Raw genomic sequence first — 23560 nt, 5'->3', positions numbered from 1 at the left:
TCGATCAGTCCCCCGCGCGCTGAAAATAGCGATGACCACACTGGTGGCAGGGTTCCAGCAGCTGTCGATAGTGCAGTATGACAGGATGCTCACAGTGAACGCAGGCCATGCGGCCCGGTGCCACCACTTCCCCTTCGGTATAATCAGCGCGCGCCACCTCGAGCTCTTCCTCGAAGCGCCACTGATCCAGCGCGGTACGGTCGGCCACTGACAAAAGCCCCTGGCGCAGCCGGTCGGAAAGCATGCTCAGATCAATGCCCAGAAAGCCTGCCAGGCTCTCCCCGCCACTGACCAGATAACGTCGGAAGTCGCTGACGTCACGCTCGACCCAGGCGCGCAGGATGGCCAGCTCGTCACGAGTAAACTCCTCGACATCGGCTTCAAAGGTCAGAGCCTCATCGAGCTCCTGCTGCATGCCTTCACGGGACAGCGAATCGCTGCGATCGTTAAAGCGGGCGACGATACGCTCGTAGGCTTCCGACAAGCGGTTGGAACCGGGCTCGTCAGATGCCCCGGAGGCTGCGCCGACGGTCTCGTTTTGCCGGGTTTCAGAGACCATATCGTGGTCTTTTGCGGGTTTGTCGTGCTCTGCCATGATCGCGCTCCTTTCGTGTGTACCCGATGAGATAAACGTCGCGGCTCGGGCCTACCTGTCACTGGCCGAGTCGGGTATCCTTGATCACCACCAGCGGCCGGGTCGATGTCGTCATTTCAAGCATTGACTTCTCGGGGCACGCTGTCCAGAACGATGTTCATGACATCATGACGTCGTTTCGCTGCCTCGACCATCGGTCATTCGGCCCGCATACATTTTCAGGGCGTCGCTGCCCAACGGCCCAAGGCTTCAAGACGAACACGATGGACGCACAATACAACCCCTTCGAAATCGAACGCACCGCCCAGCAGTTCTGGGAAAAAAACCGCTGCTTCAAGGCGGTTGAAGATGCCAATCGCGAAAAGTATTACAGCCTGTGCATGTTTCCCTATCCCAGCGGCAAACTACACATGGGGCATGTGCGTAACTACACCATCGGTGATGTCGTCTCCCGCTTTCAGCGCATGCAGGGCAAAAACGTTCTCCAGCCGATGGGTTGGGACGCCTTTGGCATGCCGGCGGAAAACGCCGCAATCAAAAACCGTGTCGCGCCCGGCGACTGGACCCACCAGAACATCGACTACATGCGCGACCAGCTCAAGGCGCTCGGGTTTGCCTACGACTGGGACCGTGAGTTTGCCACCTGTGACAGCGACTATTACCGGTGGGAACAGTGGTTTTTCGCGCGTCTGGTCGAAAAGGGGCTGGTCTACAAGAAAAACTCCACGGTCAACTGGGACCCGGTCGATCAGACGGTGCTGGCCAATGAACAGGTCATCGACGGTCGCGGCTGGCGCTCGGGCGCGCTGGTCGAGCGCCGCGATATCCCGCTGTGGTTTTTAAAGATTACCGACTACGCCGAAGAGCTGCTGGCCGATCTGGAGCATGTTGACTGGCCCGAGCAGGTCAAGACCATGCAACGTAACTGGATCGGCAAGTCACGAGGCCTGGAATTGAGCTTCAGTGTGGCCGATGACGGCCCTGCCCTGCCCGACAGCGGCGATGCCCTGACGGTGTTTACCACCCGTCCGGACACCCTGATGGGCGTGACCTATCTGGCCGTGGCCGCGGACCACCCGCTGGCCGAAGCCGCCAGCGAGCACGTTGAAGGCATGACGGCCTTTCGCCAGGAGTGTCGCCAGGGCGGCACCTCGGAAGCCGACATGGCTACCATGGAGAAAAAGGGGCTGGCCACCGGCTTTGAAGCACTCCATCCCATCAGCGGCGATCGACTGCCGGTGTTTGTGGCCAACTTCGTGCTCATGGAGTACGGCACCGGTGCCGTCATGGCCGTTCCGGGTCACGATCAGCGCGACTGGGAATTTGCGACAAAATACGAGCTGCCGATCGTCCCGGTCATTGCCGGCAATGATGGCAAAACGCCCGATCTGTCCGAGGGCGCCTTTACCGAGCACGGCACACTGATCAATTCCGGTGAGTACGACGGGCTCGACTTTGACGCTGCCTTTTCAAACATCTCTGCGCGTCTTGAGCAGGAAGGCCGCGGCGTGGTGAAAACCAATTTCCGTCTGCGTGACTGGGGTGTGGCCCGCCAGCGCTACTGGGGGGCTCCGATTCCGGTCAAGTACGGCCCCGAAGGCCAGACCGTCCCGTTGACCGATGACGAGCTGCCGGTCGAGCTCCCCCGGGAGGTCGAGTTTGACGCCACCGGGTCACCGCTGAAAAAGATGCCGGCTTTTTATGATCTGGGCGACGGCTGGGTTCGCGAGACCGATACCTTCGATACCTTCATGGAGTCGTCCTGGTACTACGCCCGCTTTTGCTGCGCCGACAACGATCAGGCCATGCTGGACGAGCGTGCCAACTACTGGCTGCCGGTAGACATCTATATCGGCGGCATCGAGCACGCCATTTTGCATCTGCTTTATGCGCGCTTTTTCCACAAGCTGATGCGCGATTTCGGTCTGGTCGAAAGCGACGAACCCTTCAAGCGGCTGCTGACTCAGGGCATGGTGGTTGCCGAAACCTACTATCGCGAGCTGCCCAACGGCGGCCGCGACTGGTTCAACCCACTGGAGGTTACGGTCGAGCGTGACGAGCGCGGCCGCCCCCTGACCGCACGACTGATCAGCGATGGCGAACCGGTCACGCCCGGCGGCATCGAGAAGATGTCGAAGTCGAAAAATAACGGCGTTGATCCGCAGTCCATGATCGATCGCTTCGGTGCCGATACCGTACGCCTTTTCATGATGTTTGCCGCCCCGCCCGAGCAGTCGCTTGAGTGGTCCGATTCCGGCGTTGAAGGCGCGCATCGCTTTCTCAAGCGCCTCTGGCGCCAGGTCATCGATCATGTCGAGACCGGCACGCCGGAAGCACTGACCGCTGAAGCGCTCGATGATGATCAGCGCACGCTGCGGCGCAAGACGCACGAGACCATTGCCAAGGCCAGCGACGATATCGGTCGGCGTGTCACCTTCAATACGGCGATCGCCGCCGTCATGGAGCTTTCCAACGCGATCTCGCGCTTTGAGGACACCAGCGCCCGGGGCCTGGCCGTCGTGCGCGAGGCGCTGGAGGCCTGTGTACTGCTGCTGGCGCCCATCACACCGCATGCCATGCATGCGCTCTGGCAGCATCTGGGGCATCAAACACCCGTGATCGATGCCGAGTGGCCACAGGTCGACGAACAGGCGCTGGCACGTGACAGCGTCGAGCTGGCCGTACAGGTCAACGGCAAGCTGCGCGGGCGCGTTACCGTGGCCAGCAGTGCCGAACGCGACGATATCGAACGCCAGGCCATGGCGGATGCCAACGTGCAGCGCCATATCGAGGGCAAGACGGTACGCAAGGTGATCGTGGTACCCGGCAAGCTGATCAATATCGTGGTCGGATAAACCGAACCTTCCAGTGCTCGCCCCGCCGGTGCATGGCGGGGCAACAGGACAACATTGCCTGCGCTGTCAGCACGGCGCACAAGGAGTTCAAGGTGAAAAGACGCTCGTTTCTTGCAGGCCTGGCAGGCGCCGGTCTGGTACTGATACTGGCCGGCTGCGGCTTTCAGCTTCGCGGCACCGGCCCCGGCAGCACGCTGACCCTTGGTGAGCTGGCGCTGGAAAGCGCCAGTGGCCCGACCAGCGAACTGACCCGTCAGGTCACCCAGGAGCTCAACAGCGCCGGTGTCACGCTCAATGATCAGGCGCCCCTGCGCCTTAATCTGGGTTCGGAGGAATTCCAGGAACGCGAGTTGACCTATGGCGATGCCGGCACCCAGGAGCGTCAGCTGTCCCTGACCGTGCCCTGGTCGCTGCAGCGGGTCGACGATGGTGCCTATCTGGCCAGCCAGGAAAGCGTGGTCGTGACAGGCACCTTCTACACCAGCAGCGATCAGCTGCTCACACGTGATGATGCCCGCGAGGCGTTAAGGGAAGAGCTGCATCAGGAAGCGGCCCGCCGCCTGATTGATCGGCTGCAGACCTTTCAGCCCGATGCCACCGGTACGGTTCAGCCCGCATCGTCGACATCCTCCTCCTGACGGGTCAGCCTGAATGAGGGTCTACCCTGACAAGCTCTCCGAGCAGCTCACCCGCCGGCTCTCGCCCATCTATATCGTGGCCGGCGAAGAGCCGCTGCTTCATATGGAGGCCTGCGATGCGATCCGAAGCCGTGCGCGCGAAGCGGGCGTCGAGGAGCGTGAAATCCTGCAGGTGGAACAGGGATTTGGCTGGCATCAGCTGATGGACAGCGCCAACAACCTGTCTCTTTTTGCCACGTCCCGACTGATCGAGCTGAGACTGGGCTCACAGTCGCCCGGCCAGGAAGGCGCGCGGGCGCTGGAAGCCTATGCGCAGCAGGCCGATGACAGCAGCGATATCCTGCTGATCAGCGCCGGGCGCATGGAGCGGCGCCTGCTGCAGAGCAAATGGTTTAAAACGCTCGAAGGCAAGGGGGTTCATGTTCCGATATGGCCCATCGACCATCAGCGACTGCACTTCTGGGTGCGCGACCGAGCCGGACGTCACGGCCTGGAGCTGGATCAGGAGGCGGCGCGGCTGCTGGCCGAGCGCACCGAGGGCAATCTGCTGGCCGCCGATCAGGCGCTGATTCGACTGGCGCTGGTCCACCCGGCCGGGGCGCGACTCAATGCGCAAACGGTTGCTGCCGATACTGAGGACAGTGCCCGCTATGATGTCTTCAATCTGACGGATGCCTGCCTGCGCGGCGAACGCGACCGCGCGGTCAGGATTGTCTCCGGACTAAGGGAAGAAGGCATCGAGGCGCCCGTGGTGCTATGGGCACTGACTCGTGAGCTGCGTACCCTGCTCTCCGTTCGTCAACACATGGATCAGGGCCAGAGCCTTGAACATGCCTGCAAGGCGCAAAGACCGATGATTCCGGAAAAGCGTCGCCCCCAGTATCAGCAGGCCCTGAAACGGCTGCCCCTGAAGCGCCTGCACAAGCTGTTGCTGCTGTCACAGCGTATTGACCAGGCCATCAAGGGCGCAGCGCCCCTGCCGACCTGGGCAAGCCTTGCCGACCTGGCCCTGACGCTCGCCGGCGGCCGCGGCATGCTGGCAGAGATGCCGGACAGCTATCGCATCACGACGCCCGGGCGTGGATAAGACCATGACAAGCCTGCCCCATCTTGTGCCTGCACGCCTTGAGCGGCTCTATCACTGGCTGCGTCGCTACTACTGGCTATGGCCGCTGATCAGCTTCGGCAGCGGCATTTTCAGCTTCTTTTTGATCAGCCGTCAGCAGAATCTGGGCGCATGGCTGGCGCTGGCCCTGCTGTTGACCTGGGTATTGCTCTCGCTTGAAAGCCTCTGGAGCTGGTGGCACCGCCACCGTGAGCACTCGTCACTGCCACGGCTTCTGGCCACTTTTTGCGCGCAGCTGACCCATCAGGAAACCCTGTTTTTCTGCTTGCCCTTTTTTTTGATCACCACCGTCTGGGACAGCGGCCAGGCCATCTTTACCGGCCTTTTGGTGATCTGTGCCATTGTCTCCATCGTGGATCCGCTCTATTTCCGGATTGCCGAAAAGCGGCGATGGCTCTATTTCAGCTATCACGCCCTGTGCGTATTTGCCGTGCTGCTGGTGGTTGGGCCGCTGCTGCTGCGTCTGTCTACCGGTACCAGTCTGATGCTGGCCGCCATCGTTTTTCCACTGGTGGCGCTGCCCAGCCTGATCAGCATTTTGCGCCCCGACCGGGCCTGGCGCTGGCTGGTGCTGGTCGTTCTGGCCGCAGGCATCAGCGGTGGCGCCTGGGCGATGCGTACCTTTATCCCGCCGGCCACGCTATGGATCAATGCCAGCGCCCTTTCCCCTTCCTTTGATACGGCCGAGCGCGAACCACGAGGCAGCATGGTGCTCACCTCCGATAACCTGCGCGCCAACGGGCTTTATGCCTATACGGCCGTTCATGCTCCCCTGGGGCTGAACGAGCACATTCGACATGTCTGGCGCCACAGGGGCGAGGTGGTCGACGAGATCGATCTGACCATTCAGGGCGGTCGCGGCCGGGGATATCGCGCGTGGTCCCGCAAGCAGCACTTTGGCGCCGATGTGGCAGGACAGTGGCAGGTTGATGTCGTAACGGATGCCGGACAGCGCCTGGGCGTGATACGCTTTGACGTTGTCGACGATGTCGGCCGGGCCCGCCGGGCCGATGGCCGTCTCGAAAGAACGCCAGGCATCGGCTGGTTGCGCCGGGATCAGACGGACTGATTCCTGCCCTGTCAGACAAACGTTAACCTGTATCGAGGCGCGATCATTCAAGGCATCGGCGCCCGATCAATCATGGCCAACGGATAACATGCACGAATCTCTCTGCCTCAAGGTGTCGCGTGTGCCGCGCCTGTGGCGCGCCGTGATCGACCAACGGCTGGCTCCGCTCGGCATGACACATACGCGCTGGGTCACGCTTTATCATCTGTGGCGTCATGGAGACGGTCAGGCACAGTGCGATCTGGCACGTACCATCGGTGTCGAAGCGCCGTCGCTGGTGCGCACGCTCGATCAGCTGAGCCAGCAGGGGCTGATCGAACGACGTCCCAGTGAAGAGGATCGCCGTACCAAGCTGGTGTATCTCACACCCCGGGCGACGCCGTTGCTTGAAGAAATCGAAAAGGCGGTCAACGATGCGCGGGGCGATATGCTCAGAGACATCAGCGAGGCGGATCTCGAACACTTCGAGCGCGTCCTGACCCTGATTGAAAGCAACGGCAGCCACGAGCTGGCACTGCGCGACAGTGAGCCGTCCTCCTGATTTGGTCTGTGGTTGGCACGCCCCCTCTTCCCTCCCTGTTCGTCAGCGGCTAAATTAATACCATTGCCGCTGACGGGGCATTCCCGACGGACCAGACCACAGAGTTATTCGCCGCGAATAACATGACGGGAGAACAGGGACATGAGCGAAGAACACTATCATCACGTACTGGTGGCCGTTGATCTGACACGCGATTCGGGGCTGGTTCTGGCGCGTGCCATCCGCATCGCGCGGCGAAACCAGAATGCACGGGTCTCCATCATTCATACGCTCGAGCCGCTGGGATTTGCCTACGGGGGAGATATCCCCATGGATCTCACCAGCATTCAGGATCAGCTTGATGGTCATGCCAGAGACCGCCTTGCAGAAATCGCCGACGCTCATGGCATTCCCCGTGAAGACCAGCATGTGGTAGTAGGCATGCCTGACGCCGAGATCCACCGCTTTGCCGGCGAACGCAAGGTGGACCTGATCGTGGTCGGGTCCCACGGCAGAACCGGCTTTGCGCTACTGCTGGGCTCTACCTCGACAGGGGTGCTGCACGGAGCGAAATGCGACGTGCTGGCCGTACGGGTTGGTGCGGAAGGTGAAGCTACCGAGTAGAACAGGCAACACCTGTCAAAAAAAGGGGGCACCGTTTCATACGGCGCCCCCTTTTTGTGGCCATCAGCTCACCGAGTCTGTGTGCGCCGGAGGCTCTCCCAACGCTCAGCCGTCGTCGCTTTCAAGCTCGAGCCAGCGCTCCATGGCCTGCTCCAGCGCCTGCTGAGCGTTGCCATGCGCCTCCAGCGTGGCGTTGATGGTGTCGCTGTCCTGCTGATAGAAACTGGCAGCACCGATGGCCGCTTCAAGCTCGGCGATACGTGCCTCAAGCTCTTCGATCTGCCCGGGGAGCTGATCAAGCTCGCGCTGCAGCTTGTAGCTGAGCTTTTTCCTGGCCGGCGCCGCTGGGCTGCCTTTCTCGCGAGTCGTCGTTTTTTCTTCGACCGCTGTCTCTTCACTGCTGCTCTGGCCGCGATCACGCATTTCGCCGGGCGCCGGCGGCAGCTTGCCACCCTGTCGAACCCAGTCGGTATAGCCCCCGACATAGTCACGGATGACACCCTCGCCTTCGAAGGCCAGTACGCTGGTGACCACGTTGTCCATGAAGGCACGGTCGTGGCTGACCAGCAGCAGCGTGCCGTCGAAGTTGATCAGAAGCTCTTCAAGCAGCTCCAGCGTTTCCACATCGAGGTCGTTGGTCGGCTCATCGAGCACCAGTACGTTGGCCGGCTGGGTAAAGAGCTTGGCAAGCAGCAGTCGGTTGGATTCGCCGCCCGACAAAGCCCTGACGGGCTGACGGGCCCGGTCGGGCGAGAACAAAAAGTCCTGCAGGTAGCTCATGACATGTCGATCACGCCCGTTGATGGTGACCTGATCACGCCCGCCGGCGACGTTGTCCAGCACGGTGGCCTCAAGATCGAGCCCGGCGCGCAGCTGGTCGAAATAGGCCACCTTCAGATTGGTCCCTTCACGGACGCTGCCTTCCTGAGGCTCGAGCTGTCCCAGCAGAATTTTTAAAAGCGTTGTCTTGCCGGCGCCGTTGCGGCCGATAAAGCCGATACGGTCGCCACGCTGGATCTCGATGGACAGGTTACGTATGACCCAGTCCTGACCGAACCGGTGGCTGACGTTTTCCAGCTCTACCACGCGCTTGCCGCTTCGCTCGCCGCTGTCGACATTGATATTGGCATTGCCCTGACGCTCGCGACGCTCGGCTCGCTCGGCGCGAAGCTTCTCAAGCGCCCGCACCCGCCCTTCGTTACGGGTCCGACGGGCCTTGACCCCCTGACGGATCCAGCGCTCCTCTGCCGCCAGCTTCTTGTCGAACTCACTGCGTTCGCGCGACTCGATCTCGAGCTCATGCTGCTTCTGGGACTGATAGCTTTCGTAATCTCCTGGATAGCGCCCGAGGCGGCCGCGATCCAGCTCCAGGATGCCGGTCGCCAGGCGCTTGAGAAAGGCACGGTCGTGGGTGATGAACAGCACCGAGCCGTTGAACTGCAACAGCTGCTCTTCCAGCCAGTGGATGGTATCGAGGTCCAGATGGTTGGTCGGCTCATCCAGCAACAAAACGTCGGGGTCGACGACCAGTGCCCGCGCCAGCGCCACACGACGCCGCCAGCCGCCCGACAGCCCGTCCATTACGGTCGTGGCCGGCAGGCCCAGACGGGTCAGCACGGTGTCGATGCGCTGATGATAGGACCAGCCGTCCCTTGCCTCGATGGCCGTCTGCAGTGTCGCCAGACGATCCATGTCGGGGTCGGCAGACTCGATCAGATGCTGATACTGGCTCAAAAGCTCGCCGGTTTCGGGCAGCCCTTCGGCGACCACGTCGAAAATGGTGCGCCCTTCCGCCGGCGGAAGGTGCTGCAAAAGCGTGCCTACCCGAAGCCCCGGCATGCGCCAGATATTGCCACCGTCAGGCAGTGCGCGCCCTTCGATCAGCGACATCAAAGTCGATTTGCCGGTGCCGTTGCGACCTACCAGCGCCAGACGCTCGCCCTTCTCCAGTACGAGGTCGGCGCCATCAAGCAGCACATGCGTGCCATAGGCCAGTTGAAGCTGTTCCAGTCGTAAAAGCGTCATGGAGCTCTGCAAATTAGTGAAGGCGTATGCGAAGGCCTCATTGTACCTCATGCATCGGGGGTATGGCTGCCGGGCAATGGGACATCGATAAGGGGGCTGTCCTACAATGGCGGCCGGACATCTCATGACCCACGGAGACGGCATGCTGCCTGACGCCCTGTGCTTTCAATCACCGGAACCCTTGATCGATATCGGTGCCAATCTGACCCATGAAAGCTTTCAAAAGGATCTGGAGGCCGTGCTCGAACGCGCCGCCCGGGCCAATCTAACCGCGATGGTGCTGACGGGAACCGACCGCGCCAGCATCGAAGCCAGTGCCGAACTGACCCGGCGTGACACCCCCGTGGCCCTTTATGCCACTGCTGGTCTGCATCCACATCACGCCAGCGAGTTTGACGCATCACTCAAGCGCTTTATCGAGGACCATCTTGATGATCCGCGCGTTCTGGCCGTGGGAGAGTGCGGTCTGGACTATCATCGCGACTTTTCATCACCGGCTGATCAAAAACGTGCCTTCGAGTCACAGCTTGAAATGGCGGCGCGAACGAAAAAACCGCTGTTTCTGCATGAGCGTGATGCCGGCAGCGACATGCTGGATATGATCAAACAGTGGCGTGATGACATTGGCCCGGCGGTTGTCCACTGCTTTACAGGGGACAGGGAGACGCTGTACGGCTATCTGGATCTGGATCTTTATATCGGCCAGACGGGCTGGCTGTGCGATGAGCGCCGGGGCGAGCATCTGCGCGAGCTGGTCACCGATATCCCGGGCAATCGTTTGATGATCGAAACCGACTGCCCCTATCTATTGCCCCGCAATCTGCCCGCCAAACTCAAGGGCAGGCGCCACGAGCCGGCACTGCTGCCCTGGATCGCGCGGGAAATTGCCACCTGCCGGGGCGTCAGCGAAGCTGATATTGCACGCGATACCACGGCCAATGCGCGTCGCTTCTTTGGCATTCCTGCCCCTCTCTGATCGTTTCAAGCCCCCTACTTCAGGACACCATAGACATGCAGGATGATTACGAGTTTTCCAACACCGAGGCCCTGAATCTTCCCGGTTTCATTGCGGTAGAAAGCGGGGAAGGTGATGTGCCGGTCGCCATCGCCTGGACTCTGCCGGATGGCGGGGTCAAGCACACCCTGATCCAGCCCGATGAGACCTGGCTTGAAGACGATGTGGCAAGCCTTGGCGATTATCACGCCGATGAGCTTCTTACCATGGGCGTAAGCGTCAGCGATGTGATCCGTGAGCTGGAAGCCGACTATCACGGCAGCACGCTTTATAGCGCCAATCCGGACCAGGACGAGGCCGCCCTGTCCCGTATCTTTGAAGCCATTGCCGGCACAACGTTCGTGTCCATTGTCGATGCCGGTACCCTCTATAGTGACCCGGAAGAGTGGCATCAGCAGCGCAGCGAGATGTTCAGTGAAATGGGGCTCGAACCGGGGCGTGCCGAGCACGACCTGGAGACGCTGCTGAAGCTGCACGTTCGCTGGATGGATGATGATATGCTCGCTGACTGAGCCGCCATCGATCGCCTGATCAGCACGCCACCGCGTGCTGATCCAGCCACTCACCTGCGCACCGGCCGGCCTGTTCAAGCGAATGACCGTCGACGAAAAGCGTCGTCAGGGCGCGGCGAAAGGCTTCTGCTCTCGCCGGCAGCCCTTCCTCGAGATAGCGCTGTCGCCTTGCTTCCACCTTTTGGGCAAACGCCTCGCGATCTACCTCGGCGCTGCCTTCGAGATTGTCCACGCTGACGTTGAAGCGGCGGTCACAGGCCAGGGTCAGTATCTTTTCGATGGCTTGAGGCGCGATCTCGGCCGATTCGAAAGCGTCCTGCGCACTGTCATCACGACCATCGGGCATATACCAATAGCCGTAGTCTTCAAGCAAACGTCGCCGCGCACCGGCAATGCACCAGTGGCTGATCTCATGCAGCGCGCTGGCAAAGTAGCCATGAGCAAACACGATTCGGTGATGGTCGTCATCCTGATCGGCGGGCAGGTAGATAGGCTCGTCGTCGCCGCGTACCAGACGTGTCTGATAGCGTGATGAAAACACGTGGTTGAAAAGCGCCATCAACTGTTCGACCCGACGCTGTTCCTGTTGCTGAGACGTCACATGCTCCTCCTGAGGCAGGCTTTCGGCGCGCTACTTTATCACGAGGTTCATGGCGTGAGCGCTTTGCTACAATGGCGCTTTCCTCTGGCTGGAGCCGGCCTTGTTACGCATCGATCCCACCGCCTGTCGCCTTGAAACCTCTGCCCTGATGCGTCTGGCACTACCCATTCTTGGTGCTCAGCTGGCCCAGGCGGCCATGAGCACCGTTGACGTCATGATGTCCGGCCATTCCAGTGCCACGGATCTGGCCGCCGTGTCGGTCGGCGCCAGCCTGTGGGTACCTCTGATGCTGTTCATGACAGGTACTCTGATGGGCCTGACGCCTATCGTTGCCCAGCACATGGGGGCACGGCAGCAAAGTGCCATTCGGCCCTCGGTACATCAGGCGCTGTGGGTTGCCCTGCTGCTGGGTCTAACGGCCTGTGCATTGATCTGGCTGACGGCCGAGCCGATCTTTACCTATATGTCGGTTCCTGAAGCGGTAGCTACCACATCCACTCAATACCTGCATGCCGTGGCCTTTGGCATGCCTGCCGTCGCGCTTTATCAGGCATTGCGGGCCTTTTCCGACGGCGTCAACCATACGCGCCCGGCACTGTGGATCAGCCTGATCGGTCTGCTGGTCAATATTCCGTGCAACTATCTGCTGATCTTTGGCGGCGCCGGCGTTGTCTCGCTGCTCGGGGTATCCATGCCTTTGCTGGAAAATCTGCCCGCGCTGGGCGCAACCGGATGCGGTATCGCCACGGCAATTGCCATGTGGGTCATGTGCAGCTGCATGGCCCTTTATACGCGCCATGCCAGGGTCTATGCCCCTATTCAGATATGGCAGGGGCTCAGCCGGCCAGATCTGCGCCTGACCGCTGAGCTTTTGCGAATAGGGCTACCGATCGGTGTGGCCATTTTCACGGAAGTGACTCTTTTCGCGCTGATCGCACTTTTTGTGGCAAGTCTTGGAGAAATTGTGGTTGCCGCGCACCAGGTCGCGCTCAATTTCACTTCCCTGCTGTTCATGCTGCCGTTATCGCTGGGAATGGCACTGACGGTGCGTGTGGGCAATACCCTGGGTCAGGGGGATGCCAGACGAGCGCGCTTTATCGCCTGGAATGGCGTGGGGATGGCACTGGTAGCGGCACTTCTGATCGATGTTGTGCTGGTCCTTGCCGCCCACCCCATCGTTTCGCTTTATTCGGGTAACCCGGACGTGCGCTCGCTTGCCGCCAATCTGATACTGCTGGCCGCCATCTATCAGATTTCAGATGCCCTTCAGGTGAGCATGGCGGGCGCCCTGCGAGGCTACAAGGATACTCGTATCATCATGCTGATTACTCTGGCCTCTTACTGGATTGTCGGCATGGGCGGCGGCCACCTGCTGGGCAGCGGCGTCGCGGGTGTCTTTTCGGGATGGGGTGTTTACGGATACTGGGTGGGGCTCATTGCCGGACTCAGCGTGGCTTCTCTTCTACTGGGGCGGCGTTTGTACCGAACCTCGGACAGATTTCAGGCAAAAATGCTCGATAACACCTAGCGTTGTGCATCGCTGTCACGGTTGTTTCGATCCATGGGACATGAAAGCATGATCCATGGTATGACATTCATTACGGCAGGTGTGCTAATGGTTAAAAAGCGTTTCAATGATTGAACGCCAGCTTGATCGAGGACAGGGATATACCGGACGGATAACCGGAGGGGCAAGCAATGGACACGATGTCGACTCATCATCGTATGCAGGTTATCGACCTGGAAAGCGTACGTCAGCAGCGGCGTAAAAAGCATCGTATCGTGCGCCTGGCACCTGAACTTGATGGCCTTGAGATGCTTTACCGGCTTTCAAGCGACCCTGAATCCCTGTATGGCATGCCGGTACTGGCCTGGGGATTACAGGAAGATGGCGATGTGGTGGGGCTGGTCCCATGGCTTGATCATCTGATTCGTTGCCACACCCTGGAGGACCCGGAACAGGGCTGCTTCGTGGGCTATCGTGACCCCGAGTCAGAGCTTGTCATGGCGTCACCACCGCTTCACAAGGTGGTCGAACTTGAACATGCCGCCGCCTATTTCGAATATGAGCATGACGATGAGCCCTGCATACTTCAGCATCTGCCCGATACCCAGGGTACCCACGCGCTGTGTCATGCTCATGATGACAGCTGGCAATTAAAGCAGGTGCACGGCTGGCATCTATACAGCGATGGCAATATAGAAGCGCTTTTGCAGGACGAGGATCAGGACTGCGAAGAGCCGGTTCTTCCCGGCGATGACTGTCTTTATCCGGGTCACGCCCGGCATGAATCGCTCTATCTTTTTCAGCGCCAGATCGCCAATCGTATCCGCAGCCAGGACCCTGCCACGCTTGAGGCGCTGTCCGTCATGATGGTGACCCAGGACTGAGCTCAGTGCTCGGAAGAAGCAAGGCGGATGTAGTAACGCCAGGTTCCGTCTTCCTCGCGCTGGTCGATCAACTCATGACCCAGGAAGGTACAGAATTTGGGAACATCCCGTGTGGTGGCCGGGTCAGTGGCAATGATTTCAAGCACCTGACCCGGCGCCATTTCTCTGACCCGGTTGTGCATCATCATGATGGGCTCGGGGCAATAAAGCCCTGTCGTATCGAGCGTTTCGTTGCTTTCAGGTGTTTCAGACACGGTGCTCTCCTGCGTCATTGTTCAGTCATGCGTCAAACAATAGCAACATAGACGGTGACTTCTTCCCGGTCATGGTAAAGATGACGACATCTGATGTGTGCTTTGAACCCCGCCCTTTCGACACACTGGTGCAAAAGCTCAAGACAGTGCTCGACCTCATGCCAGCGCTGTTTCATCGGCAGCTTGAGATTAAAAATGGCGCGTCTGGTCCAGCCTTTTTCGAGCCATGCGCCCATGAGTCTGGCCACTCTGACCGGCTGGTCGACCATGTCACATACCAGCCAGTCCAGCGTATGCGGCGGCTCCCAGCTATAGGCATCTTCTCGTAGATGCTCTACCTGACCGGTATTGAGCAGCGAGGCCTGCATGGGGCCGTTATCGATGGCGTATACGCTCATTCCCCGCTTGACCAGCTGCCAGGTCCAGCCGCCGGGTGCTGCGCCCAGATCGGCGGCCCACATGTTTTCGCCAAGCACGTCATCCCACTGTGACGGCGCAATAAAGGTATGCCAGGCCTCTTCCAGCTTGAGCGTCGAGCGGCTGGGGGCATCATGAGGAAAGCGAAGATGGCGAATGCCGCCCGGATACTCACTGCGATTGCCCGGAAAGCTGATAGCCACCTGCACCTGATCACCAGCGGTCCAGAAAAGATGCAGCCATCGCTTGCCTGCCTTGCGCCGTAGCGCGCCACATTTACGACCGGCACTTTCCAGTGCCTTTTGAAGCGACTTGCCAAGCCCGGTCAGCGCCTTGCCGTCATTGGTGTCCGGTATATCCTGACAGATGTGCTCAAAGCTCCAGCCACTTTCGCGAATCAGCGCCATGATCGGTGATATCCGATCCTCGCGGTCCAGATTGGCCAAAGGCGAAAAGGCAACCAAGGTCTGTCTCGGAAATACCAGGGTGTCGAAGGAAAGCTGCTTTTGAAGCGTATGGGCCGGCTGCTGATCCGCCAATACGTAGCGCACAAATCCGGTATCGGCCGAAGCGATCGGGTAGCCATTGGCGCCAAGCACGGCAGCCTTTTTAGCAATTTCTGCAGCAAGATCTGTCTCGAAGCCGGCGCGGCAATAAAGCAATATTTCGCTGGCAACACGATCGGCATTTGCAGACATAGAGGATGTTATTCCGGAAAGGCGGTGCATGAAGGCATGTATTGTACATGATCAACGACAGATCGCTGCTTTTGCATCCAAACAGAAAACGCCGACCGCGCCCTGAGGGGCCCTGCCCGGCGGTCACGTCAGTGACCGCCGGCAGGCGCCACGCCGGCGCCGGCGAGCGCCCATAAAAGAACCCCGGTCCTGTTAAGGACCGGGGTTCGGAAGGGGTGCCTGACGATGACCTACTCTCACATGGGGAGACCCCACACTACCATCGGCGCGGAGCCGTTTCACTACCGAGTTCGGGAAGGGATCGGGTGGTGCCGGCACGCTATGGTCGTCAGGCAATTCTGCAGACCGGCTGCCCTTTGGGCAGCGGGTCAAAATCGGGATCATGCTGATCGATACATCAACGTATTCGTGTGATGCGAACCACTTGGGTGTTATATGGTCAAGCCTCACGGGCAATTAGTACGCGTCAGCTCAATGCATTGCTGCACTTACACACCGCGCCTATCGACCTCGTCGTCTTCGAGGGCCCTTCAGGGAGCTCGAGGCTCCAGGGAAGTTTCATCTTGAAGGGGGCTTCCCGCTTAGATGCCTTCAGCGGTTATCCCGTCCGCACATAGCTACCCGGCGGTGCCATTGGCATGACAACCGGTACACCAGCGGTGCGTCCACTCCGGTCCTCTCGTACTAGGAGCAGCACTTCTCAAACTTCCGACGCCCACGGCAGATAGGGACCGAACTGTCTCACGACGTTCTAAACCCAGCTCGCGTACCACTTTAAATGGCGAACAGCCATACCCTTGGGACCGACTTCAGCCCCAGGATGTGATGAGCCGACATCGAGGTGCCAAACACCGCCGTCGATATGAACTCTTGGGCGGTATCAGCCTGTTATCCCCGGAGTACCTTTTATCCGTTGAGCGATGGCCCTTCCATACAGAACCACCGGATCACTAGAACCTGCTTTCGCACCTGCTCGACATGTCCGTCTCGCAGTCAAGCACCCTTATGCTCTTGCACTCATTGCACGATTTCCAACCGTGCTGAGGGTACCTTAGTGCTCCTCCGTTACTCTTTGGGAGGAGACCGCCCCAGTCAAACTACCCACCACACACTGTCCTCACACCGGATCACGGTGCGGAGTTAGAACGCCGATGATACCAGGCTGGTATTTCAAGGTTGGCTCCACCCCGACTGGCGTCGGGGTTTCAAAGCCTCCCAGCTATCCTACACAAGTAACATCAGCGTCCAGTGTGAAGCTATAGTAAAGGTTCACGGGGTCTTTCCGTCTAGCCGCGGGTACACTGCATCTTCACAGCGATTTCAATTTCACTGAGTCTCGGGTGGAGACAGCGTGGCCATCATTACGCCATTCGTGCAGGTCGGAACTTACCCGACAAGGAATTTCGCTACCTTAGGACCGTTATAGTTACGGCCGCCGTTTACCGGGGCTTCGATCAAGAGCTTCGCCTTGCGGCTAACACCATCAATTAACCTTCCGGCACCGGGCAGGCGTCACACCCTATACGTCCGCTTACGCGTTGGCAGAGTGCTGTGTTTTTAATAAACAGTTGCAGCCACCTGGTCTCTTCGGCCGGTCAGAGCTCAAGGAGCAAGTCCCGTCACCCTGGCCGGCGCACCTTCTCCCGAAGTTACGGTGCCATTTTGCCTAGTTCCTTCACCCGAGTTCTCTCATACGCCTTGGTATTCTCTACCTGACCACCTGTGTCGGTTTGGGGTACGATCGCATGTTATCTGAAGCTTAGAGGCTTTTCCCGGAAGCGTGGCATCAGTGACTTCCAGACCGTAGTCTGTTCGTCTCGCGTCTCGGCTTGTAGAGGACCGGATTTGCCTGATCCTCAGGCCTACTCGCTTTCACCGGGGCAACCAGCGCCCGGCTCACCTAGCCTTCTTCGTCCCCCCATCGCAATAACATCCGGTACGGGAATATTGACCCGTTTCCCATCGACTACGCCTTTCGGCCTCGCCTTAGGGGTCGACTCACCCTGCTCCGATTGTCGTCGAACAGGAACCCTTGGTCTTCCGGCGGGGCGGGTTTTCACCGCCCTTGTCGTTACTCATGTCAGCATTCGCACTTGTGATACCTCCAGCAGACCTCACGATCCACCTTCGCAGGCTTACACAACGCTCCTCTACCGCGCATCCATAAGGATGCACCCGCAGCTTCGGTACCCGGTTTGAGCCCCGTTACATCTTCCGCGCAGGCCGACTCGACCAGTGAGCTATTACGCTTTCTTTAAAGGGTGGCTGCTTCTAAGCCAACCTCCTGGCTGTCTGTGCCTTCCCACATCGTTTCCCACTTAACCGGGATTTTGGGACCTTGGCTGGCGGTCTGGGTTGTTTCCCTTTTCACAACGGACGTTAGCACCCGCTGTGTGTCTCCCACGCTGTACTCACCGGTATTCGGAGTTTGCCTCGGGTTGGTAAGCCGGGATGGCCCCCTAGCCGAAACAGTGCTCTACCCCCGGTGGTAATACGTGAGGCGCTACCTAAATAGCTTTCGAGGAGAACCAGCTATCTCCGAGCTTGATTAGCCTTTCACTCCGATCCACAGCTCATCTCAGCATTTTTCAACATACTTGAGTTCGGACCTCCAGTCAGTGTTACCTGACCTTCATCCTGGCCATGGATAGATCGCCCGGTTTCGGGTCTATTCCCAGCAACTAATTCGCCCATTTAAGACTCGGTTTCCCTGCGCCTCCCCTATTCGGTTAAGCTCGCTACTGAAAATAAGTCGCTGACCCATTATACAAAAGGTACGCAGTCACAGAACAAGTCTGCTCCCACTGCTTGTACGCACACGGTTTCAGGATCTATTTCACTCCCCTCGCCGGGGTTCTTTTCGCCTTTCCCTCACGGTACTGGTTCACTATCGGTCAGTCAGGAGTATTTAGCCTTGGAGGATGGTCCCCCCATGTTCAGTCAGGGTTTCACGTGCCCCGACCTACTCGATTTCACAATGCTCGGATTTCGGCTACGGGACTATCACCCGCTATGGTCAGACTTCCCAGACTGTTTGCCTATCGGTTGCACTGCTTAAGGGCTGGTCCCCGTTCGCTCGCCGCTACTGGGGGAATCTCAATTGATGTCTTTTCCTCGGGGTACTTAGATGTTTCAGTTCTCCCGGTTCGCCTTCATGAGTTATGTATTGGCTCATGAATACTTACCTGATGGTAAGTGGGTTTCCCCATTCGGAAATCGCCGGGTCGCAGGTCATTTGCCACCTCACCGACGCTTATCGCAGGCTGTCACGTCCTTCATCGCCTCTGACTGCCTAGGCATCCACCGTGTGCGCTTAATCGCTTGACCATATAACCCCAAGGGGTCCGGTTTCACGATCACACGACATTTGCTGGAATACGTACGACATTACGTATCACAGCAAACTTATACGTTGTCTGCCGGTCGGGTCACGACACCCTTCCGAAGAAGGGGTGTTCACCGACCGACAGGTCAGCATGATCCACATTGTTAAAGAGCGTACTGTCAAAAAGACAGTCAGAAATCATGTCGATGATCTGTCATCATCATGACTTTTGACTGTGGTTTCATCAGTATCAGCGAGACTGTTTGTATGCACCGAGCCGGTATGGTGGAGCCTAGCGGGATCGAACCGCTGACCTCCTGCGTGCAAGGCAGGCGCTCTCCCAGCTGAGCTAAGGCCCCGACAGGTTGGTGGGTCTGGGCAGACTTGAACTGCCGACCTCACCCTTATCAGGGGTGCGCTCTAACCAACTGAGCTACAGACCCAAGCAGTCTTCGCTCTATCCGATCAGGCAATTTGTGTGGACGCGCTGGTTCGCGTGAGCACTTTAGTCGTTTAAGGAGGTGATCCAGCCGCAGGTTCCCCTACGGCTACCTTGTTACGACTTCACCCCAGTCATGAACCACACCGTGGTGATCGCTCTCCCGGAGGTTAAGCTAACCACTTCTGGTGCAGTCCACTCCCATGGTGTGACGGGCGGTGTGTACAAGGCCCGGGAACGTATTCACCGTGGCATTCTGATCCACGATTACTAGCGATTCCGACTTCACGGAGTCGAGTTGCAGACTCCGATCCGGACTGAGGCCGGCTTTATGGGATTGGCTTCACGTCGCCGCTTCGCAACCCTTTGTACCGGCCATTGTAGCACGTGTGTAGCCCTGCTCGTAAGGGCCATGATGACTTGACGTCGTCCCCACCTTCCTCCGGTTTGTCACCGGCAGTCTCCCTGAAGTTCCCGGCCGGACCGCTGGCAAAAAGGGATAGGGGTTGCGCTCGTTACGGGACTTAACCCAACATTTCACAACACGAGCTGACGACAGCCATGCAGCACCTGTCTCTGCGTTCCCGAAGGCACTCTCCCATCTCTGGGAGATTCGCAGGATGTCAAGAGCAGGTAAGGTTCTTCGCGTTGCATCGAATTAAACCACATGCTCCACCGCTTGTGCGGGCCCCCGTCAATTCATTTGAGTTTTAGCCTTGCGGCCGTACTCCCCAGGCGGTCGACTTATTGCGTTAACTGCGCCACCAAACCCTCAAGGGGTCCAACGGCTGGTCGACATCGTTTACGGCGTGGACTACCAGGGTATCTAATCCTGTTTGCTACCCACGCTTTCGCGCCTCAGCGTCAGTGTCAGTCCAGAAGGCCGCCTTCGCCACTGGTATTCCTCCCGATCTCTACGCATTTCACCGCTACACCGGGAATTCCACCTTCCTCTCCTGCACTCTAGCCTGCCAGTTCCGAATGCCGTTCCCGGGTTGAGCCCGGGGCTTTCACATCCGGCTTGGCAAGCCGCCTACGCGCCCTTTACGCCCAGTAATTCCGATTAACGCTTGCACCCTCCGTATTACCGCGGCTGCTGGCACGGAGTTAGCCGGTGCTTCTTCTGTGGGTGATGTCCTTCATGGTGGTTATTAACCACCATGCCTTCTTCCCCACTGAAAGTGCTTTACAACCCGAAGGCCTTCTTCACACACGCGGCATGGCTGGATCAGGGTTTCCCCCATTGTCCAATATTCCCCACTGCTGCCTCCCGTAGGAGTCCGGGCCGTGTCTCAGTCCCGGTGTGGCTGATCATCCTCTCAGACCAGCTACGGATCGTTGCCTTGGTGAGCCGTTACCTCACCAACAAGCTAATCCGACATGGGCTCATCCGATAGCGCAAGGTCCGAAGATCCCCTGCTTTCTCCCGTAGGACGTATGCGGTATTAGCTCGGGTTTCCCCGAGTTATCCCCCACTACCGGGCAGATACCCATGCATTACTCACCCGTCCGCCGCTCGTCAGCGGGTAGCAAGCTACCCCTGTTACCGCTCGACTTGCATGTGTTAGGCCTGCCGCCAGCGTTCAATCTGAGCCATGATCAAACTCTTCAGTTTATTTTGAAGCTTTGAGATTCGTTTCGAAGCCTGCCGAAGCAGTCATCGAGGTGAATCAATCCGGGCTCGAGGTCAAACTAGTACTCTTGACGAGTGTTCGTCTGCTCGATTATCTATGTGACTGGTGTCACACGAGCCAGACGCCCACACAAATTGCCTGATCGACTTGTTAAAGAGCGTCTCGAAGATGTTGTCTCAGTCGCCGTGGCGGCTGCTTCGAGAGAGTGGGCATTTTACAGCCCTGAATCGAAAAGTCAACCTCTTTTTTTCGATCCGGAAGTCAGCGGCTGGATTTGAAACCCTGATTGAGCGACCAAAACCTTAGTCAAAACAATCACCTGCTTAACTTCCCCGCCGCCTCGTCGCCGTGTGCTCCGTGGCAGCGGATGCGTACTTTATAGATCAGACCGGGACCACGCAACCCCTTTCGCCAAAAAGTTTCATCTTTCTGTCATGACGAGACAGGCATCAATGAGCAAAAGCCAGTTCATGTAGAGGGTGTACGCCGCAACAGCGCCTTTCTACCGCCCTTTGGCAGCTCTCGATCTTCGTCCAGAGACATCGCATAGCGTTCGGCCACCGTCTGCCTTGCTGCAATCACATGTCGGCGCATCAGCTGCTCGGCCAGCTCTTCATCGCCGGAAGCAATGGCATCCACGATTCGGTGATGCTCGATGAAGGCACGCTGCGGGCGCCCCCCCCTCGCACTGTATTGAGTACGATACAGCCGTACCAGATAGTAGAGGTCATCACACAGCGTGGTCATCAACATTCGATTGTGGCTGCCTCGTACAATCAGATAATGAAAGTCGAGATCCCCCTCACGCTGATAATAGGCTTCGGCCTGATCGAGATCACCCTGTTCTTCATGGGCGATCAGCACATCACGCAACGCCTGAACTTCCTCGACCGTCATGTGACGCGCCGCAAGCCTGGCCGCCATGCTTTCCAGCGCCTCGCGCATATCGAAAAGCTCAAGCAGCTCACGCATCGAAAGCTTGACGACTCTGGCCCCCACATGAGGCTCTCTTTCGATAAGACGATGCGCCTCCAATCGGCGCATGGCTTCTCGCAGCGGTCCACGTGAAATGCCGTAGGTCTGGGCAAGCCCCGGCTCGGTAATCTTGCTGCCAGCCGGCAGTTCACCACGCACGATGGCATCCTGAAGCTGTTGAAAGACTCGCTCAGCAAGCGTTCGCGCCTCAAGAGGGATCTCGCCGGAAGAAGTCGTTGAAGTCATGGGCATTGTCAACAATCAGGGAAATACCCTCACAGTACGACATCGAGCAGATAAAGACCAAAGTTCCGGCCCTGACCCGTCGCACGACTCAAACAGATAGCGCCTGTTAACGTTCGAGACTGTTAGACTTTCCGACCCGTTAAAGCCTGCGATACGTGATCATGCCCTGCTCTCAATTGCTGATTCATCCCCTCCCCTACCAGGCAGACCCGGCCGCCTGGTTCGAAGGACTGCGTCATCGCCCCGAGGCGATACTGCTGGATAGTGGTCGTCCTTATACACAGACCGGGCGCTTTGACATCATCAGCAGCGACCCGACTGCCGTACTCGAAGTAGATGCCAAGGGTCAGTGCCACTGTACGAAAGCGCTTTGCGCCACCACGCCGCTGAAAGCTCAGCGCGAACTCCTGCAGCATCTTGAGACGACGCCTCCTGAAGCCGCCGAGGACATTCCCTTTGTCGGTGGGTTGATGGGCTACTGGAGCTACGACTTTGGCCGCCTGCTTGAAAAGCTTGAAAGCCTTGCTTCTGCCGACATCAATCTGCCGCTGGCCAGACTGGGCCTTTATGACTGGGCCCTGGTTCAGGACCACCAGCTAAAGCGCAGCTACCTTGTCGCGACTGCCGAGCGCCGCGATCAGGTACTGACATGGATTGAGTCGTCACACGACAGTGAAGGCATCGCCTTTGAGCTGACCACGCCCTTTGATGCCGACATCGATCGCGCCACCTATGGCGCGCGCTTTCAACGCGTCAGTGACTATCTACATGCCGGCGACTGCTATCAGGTCAATCTGGCGCAGCGCTTTCAGGCGCGCTGCCAAGGGGACAGCTGGCCAGCCTATTGCAGGCTGCGCCACGCGACCCCGGCCCCTTTTGGCGCCTGGCTTTCCTGGCAGGACAGGGACGGTCACGAGCGCACCATTTTGTCACTCTCTCCGGAGCGCTTTCTGCATCTGCAGAACCGGCAGCTGATTACCAGCCCCATCAAGGGGACACGCCCACGCGGGGAGACACCACAGAAGGATCGACAGCTGGCCGACGAACTGGTGGGTAGTCTCAAGGATCGCACCGAGAACGTCATGATCGTGGATCTACTGCGCAACGACCTGGGTCGGGTCTGCCGCGCCGGTACGGTACGCGTGCCGGCACTGGCTGCGCTTGAGAGCTATCGCAACGTGCATCATCTGGTCAGTACCATTACGGGCGAGCTTTCTCCGGGTCTTGATGCCATCGACGCGCTGGCCGCCGCCTTCCCGGGGGGCTCCATCACCGGTGCACCGCGCATTCGCGCCATGGACATCATCGACGAGCTTGAAGGCACTCGCCGTGGCCCCTACTGCGGCAGCATCGGCTATATCGATCAGCGTGGCGACATGCACACCTCGATTGCCATTCGCACGCTCTACCGGGAAGACGACACGCTTTACGTCTGGGGCGGCGGCGGCCTGGTCGCCGATTCCGATGAAGAAAGCGAATTCATCGAGACACTCGACAAGATTCGTCACCTGATGCAGGCACTGGCATAAACACGCCTGTACGCTCAGGCGGGCGATGTTTATGATTGATAACCATTCCAATCACCACGGGCACTGCTGCCC

The 23560-nt window shown here is 58.9% G+C and carries 17 protein-coding genes, 2 tRNA genes and 3 rRNA genes; 11 read left to right on the top strand and 11 right to left on the bottom strand.

All coding sequences use genetic code 11. The annotated features are described in order from the left end of the window. Positions 1–4: 4 nt before the first annotated feature. On the bottom strand, positions 5–559 hold the full coding sequence (locus ACXMYO_RS03375) for a zinc ribbon-containing protein (RefSeq protein ID WP_438768393.1): 555 nt from the start codon (positions 557–559) through the stop codon (positions 5–7). A 299-nt stretch (positions 560–858) separates the two neighbouring features. Here ACXMYO_RS03375 and leuS point away from each other — a divergent pair, with 299 nt between their 5' ends. The 6 genes from leuS to ACXMYO_RS03345 all read left to right on the top strand — a co-directional run bounded on the left by leuS (position 859) and on the right by ACXMYO_RS03345 (position 7427). After that, on the top strand, positions 859–3450 hold the full coding sequence (gene leuS, locus ACXMYO_RS03370; RefSeq protein ID WP_457807808.1) for a leucine--tRNA ligase: 2592 nt from the start codon (positions 859–861) through the stop codon (positions 3448–3450). A 92-nt stretch (positions 3451–3542) separates the two neighbouring features. Then, positions 3543–4088, top strand: coding sequence for an LPS-assembly lipoprotein LptE (locus ACXMYO_RS03365; RefSeq protein WP_457807807.1), 546 nt, complete (start codon positions 3543–3545; stop codon positions 4086–4088). A gap of 13 nt (positions 4089–4101) precedes the next feature. Continuing rightward, positions 4102–5175 carry a DNA polymerase III subunit delta gene (holA, locus tag ACXMYO_RS03360; protein WP_438766767.1) on the top strand — a complete coding sequence of 358 codons (1074 nt, stop codon included), beginning with the start codon at positions 4102–4104 and terminating at the stop codon, positions 5173–5175. A 4-nt stretch (positions 5176–5179) separates the two neighbouring features. Beyond that, complete coding sequence (locus tag ACXMYO_RS03355; RefSeq protein WP_457807806.1) at positions 5180–6283, top strand: DUF5924 family protein; 1104 nt, start codon at positions 5180–5182, stop codon at positions 6281–6283. Positions 6284–6371: 88 nt separating this feature from the next. After that, positions 6372–6824 carry a transcriptional regulator SlyA gene (slyA, locus tag ACXMYO_RS03350; RefSeq protein ID WP_457807805.1) on the top strand — a complete coding sequence of 151 codons (453 nt, stop codon included), beginning with the start codon at positions 6372–6374 and terminating at the stop codon, positions 6822–6824. Between the two features lie 141 nt (positions 6825–6965). Next, entirely contained in the window at positions 6966–7427 is a 462-nt protein-coding gene (locus ACXMYO_RS03345) for a universal stress protein (RefSeq protein ID WP_438766762.1), read from the top strand. Between the two features lie 105 nt (positions 7428–7532). Here ACXMYO_RS03345 and ACXMYO_RS03340 read toward each other — a convergent pair whose 3' ends face one another. After that, positions 7533–9452 (bottom strand): ATP-binding cassette domain-containing protein, encoded by a 1920-nt coding sequence (locus ACXMYO_RS03340; protein ID WP_438766760.1) that lies wholly within the window; start codon positions 9450–9452, stop codon positions 7533–7535. A gap of 124 nt (positions 9453–9576) precedes the next feature. Here ACXMYO_RS03340 and ACXMYO_RS03335 point away from each other — a divergent pair, with 124 nt between their 5' ends. Continuing rightward, positions 9577–10428 carry a TatD family hydrolase gene (locus tag ACXMYO_RS03335; RefSeq protein ID WP_457807804.1) on the top strand — a complete coding sequence of 284 codons (852 nt, stop codon included), beginning with the start codon at positions 9577–9579 and terminating at the stop codon, positions 10426–10428. Positions 10429–10463: 35 nt separating this feature from the next. Continuing rightward, positions 10464–10979: a hypothetical protein gene (locus ACXMYO_RS03330; protein WP_457807803.1), complete on the top strand. Its 516-nt coding sequence runs from the start codon at positions 10464–10466 to the stop codon at positions 10977–10979. 19 nt (positions 10980–10998) lie between these two features. On the opposite strand, the gene ACXMYO_RS03325 is transcribed toward ACXMYO_RS03330, so the two are convergent. After that, entirely contained in the window at positions 10999–11538 is a 540-nt protein-coding gene (locus ACXMYO_RS03325; protein ID WP_457809467.1) for an elongation factor P hydroxylase, read from the bottom strand. Between the two features lie 190 nt (positions 11539–11728). On the opposite strand from ACXMYO_RS03325, the gene ACXMYO_RS03320 reads away from it, so the two are divergent. Both ACXMYO_RS03320 and ACXMYO_RS03315 read left to right on the top strand, forming a co-directional pair. After that, a complete protein-coding gene (locus ACXMYO_RS03320; protein ID WP_457809466.1) occupies positions 11729–13108 on the top strand; it encodes an MATE family efflux transporter in 1380 nt (459 codons plus the stop codon). Between the two features lie 170 nt (positions 13109–13278). Next, positions 13279–13971 (top strand): hypothetical protein, encoded by a 693-nt coding sequence (locus ACXMYO_RS03315; RefSeq protein ID WP_438766754.1) that lies wholly within the window; start codon positions 13279–13281, stop codon positions 13969–13971. Between the two features lie 2 nt (positions 13972–13973). On the opposite strand, the gene tusA is transcribed toward ACXMYO_RS03315, so the two are convergent. The 8 genes from tusA to ACXMYO_RS03275 form a co-directional block, all read right to left on the bottom strand. Then, positions 13974–14243, bottom strand: coding sequence for a sulfurtransferase TusA (gene tusA / locus ACXMYO_RS03310; protein WP_438766752.1), 270 nt, complete (start codon positions 14241–14243; stop codon positions 13974–13976). A gap of 14 nt (positions 14244–14257) precedes the next feature. Then, positions 14258–15340, bottom strand: coding sequence for a 23S rRNA (cytidine(2498)-2'-O)-methyltransferase RlmM (gene rlmM / locus ACXMYO_RS03305; protein ID WP_457807802.1), 1083 nt, complete (start codon positions 15338–15340; stop codon positions 14258–14260). A 217-nt stretch (positions 15341–15557) separates the two neighbouring features. Beyond that, a 5S ribosomal RNA gene (gene rrf, locus ACXMYO_RS03300) occupies positions 15558–15673 on the bottom strand. Positions 15674–15775: 102 nt separating this feature from the next. Beyond that, positions 15776–18667, bottom strand: a 23S ribosomal RNA gene (locus tag ACXMYO_RS03295). A 281-nt stretch (positions 18668–18948) separates the two neighbouring features. Next, positions 18949–19024: transfer RNA gene (locus tag ACXMYO_RS03290), tRNA-Ala, on the bottom strand. Between the two features lie 7 nt (positions 19025–19031). Further along, positions 19032–19108: transfer RNA gene (locus ACXMYO_RS03285), tRNA-Ile, on the bottom strand. A 71-nt stretch (positions 19109–19179) separates the two neighbouring features. Beyond that, a 16S ribosomal RNA gene (locus ACXMYO_RS03280) occupies positions 19180–20719 on the bottom strand. Together the 16S, 23S and 5S rRNA genes with 2 tRNA genes alongside form the textbook arrangement of a ribosomal RNA operon. Positions 20720–21206: 487 nt before the next feature. Further along, positions 21207–21959 (bottom strand): GntR family transcriptional regulator, encoded by a 753-nt coding sequence (locus ACXMYO_RS03275; RefSeq protein WP_457807801.1) that lies wholly within the window; start codon positions 21957–21959, stop codon positions 21207–21209. A gap of 161 nt (positions 21960–22120) precedes the next feature. On the opposite strand from ACXMYO_RS03275, the gene pabB reads away from it, so the two are divergent. Further along, positions 22121–23488: an aminodeoxychorismate synthase component I gene (gene pabB, locus ACXMYO_RS03270; RefSeq protein WP_457807800.1), complete on the top strand. Its 1368-nt coding sequence runs from the start codon at positions 22121–22123 to the stop codon at positions 23486–23488. Positions 23489–23560: the final 72 nt, after the last annotated feature.

The sequence above is a fragment of the Kushneria sp. EE4 genome (genome assembly GCF_977968315.1).
Note: the sequence above shows the minus strand (reverse complement) of the source record. Positions and strands in the feature narration are given on the sequence as shown.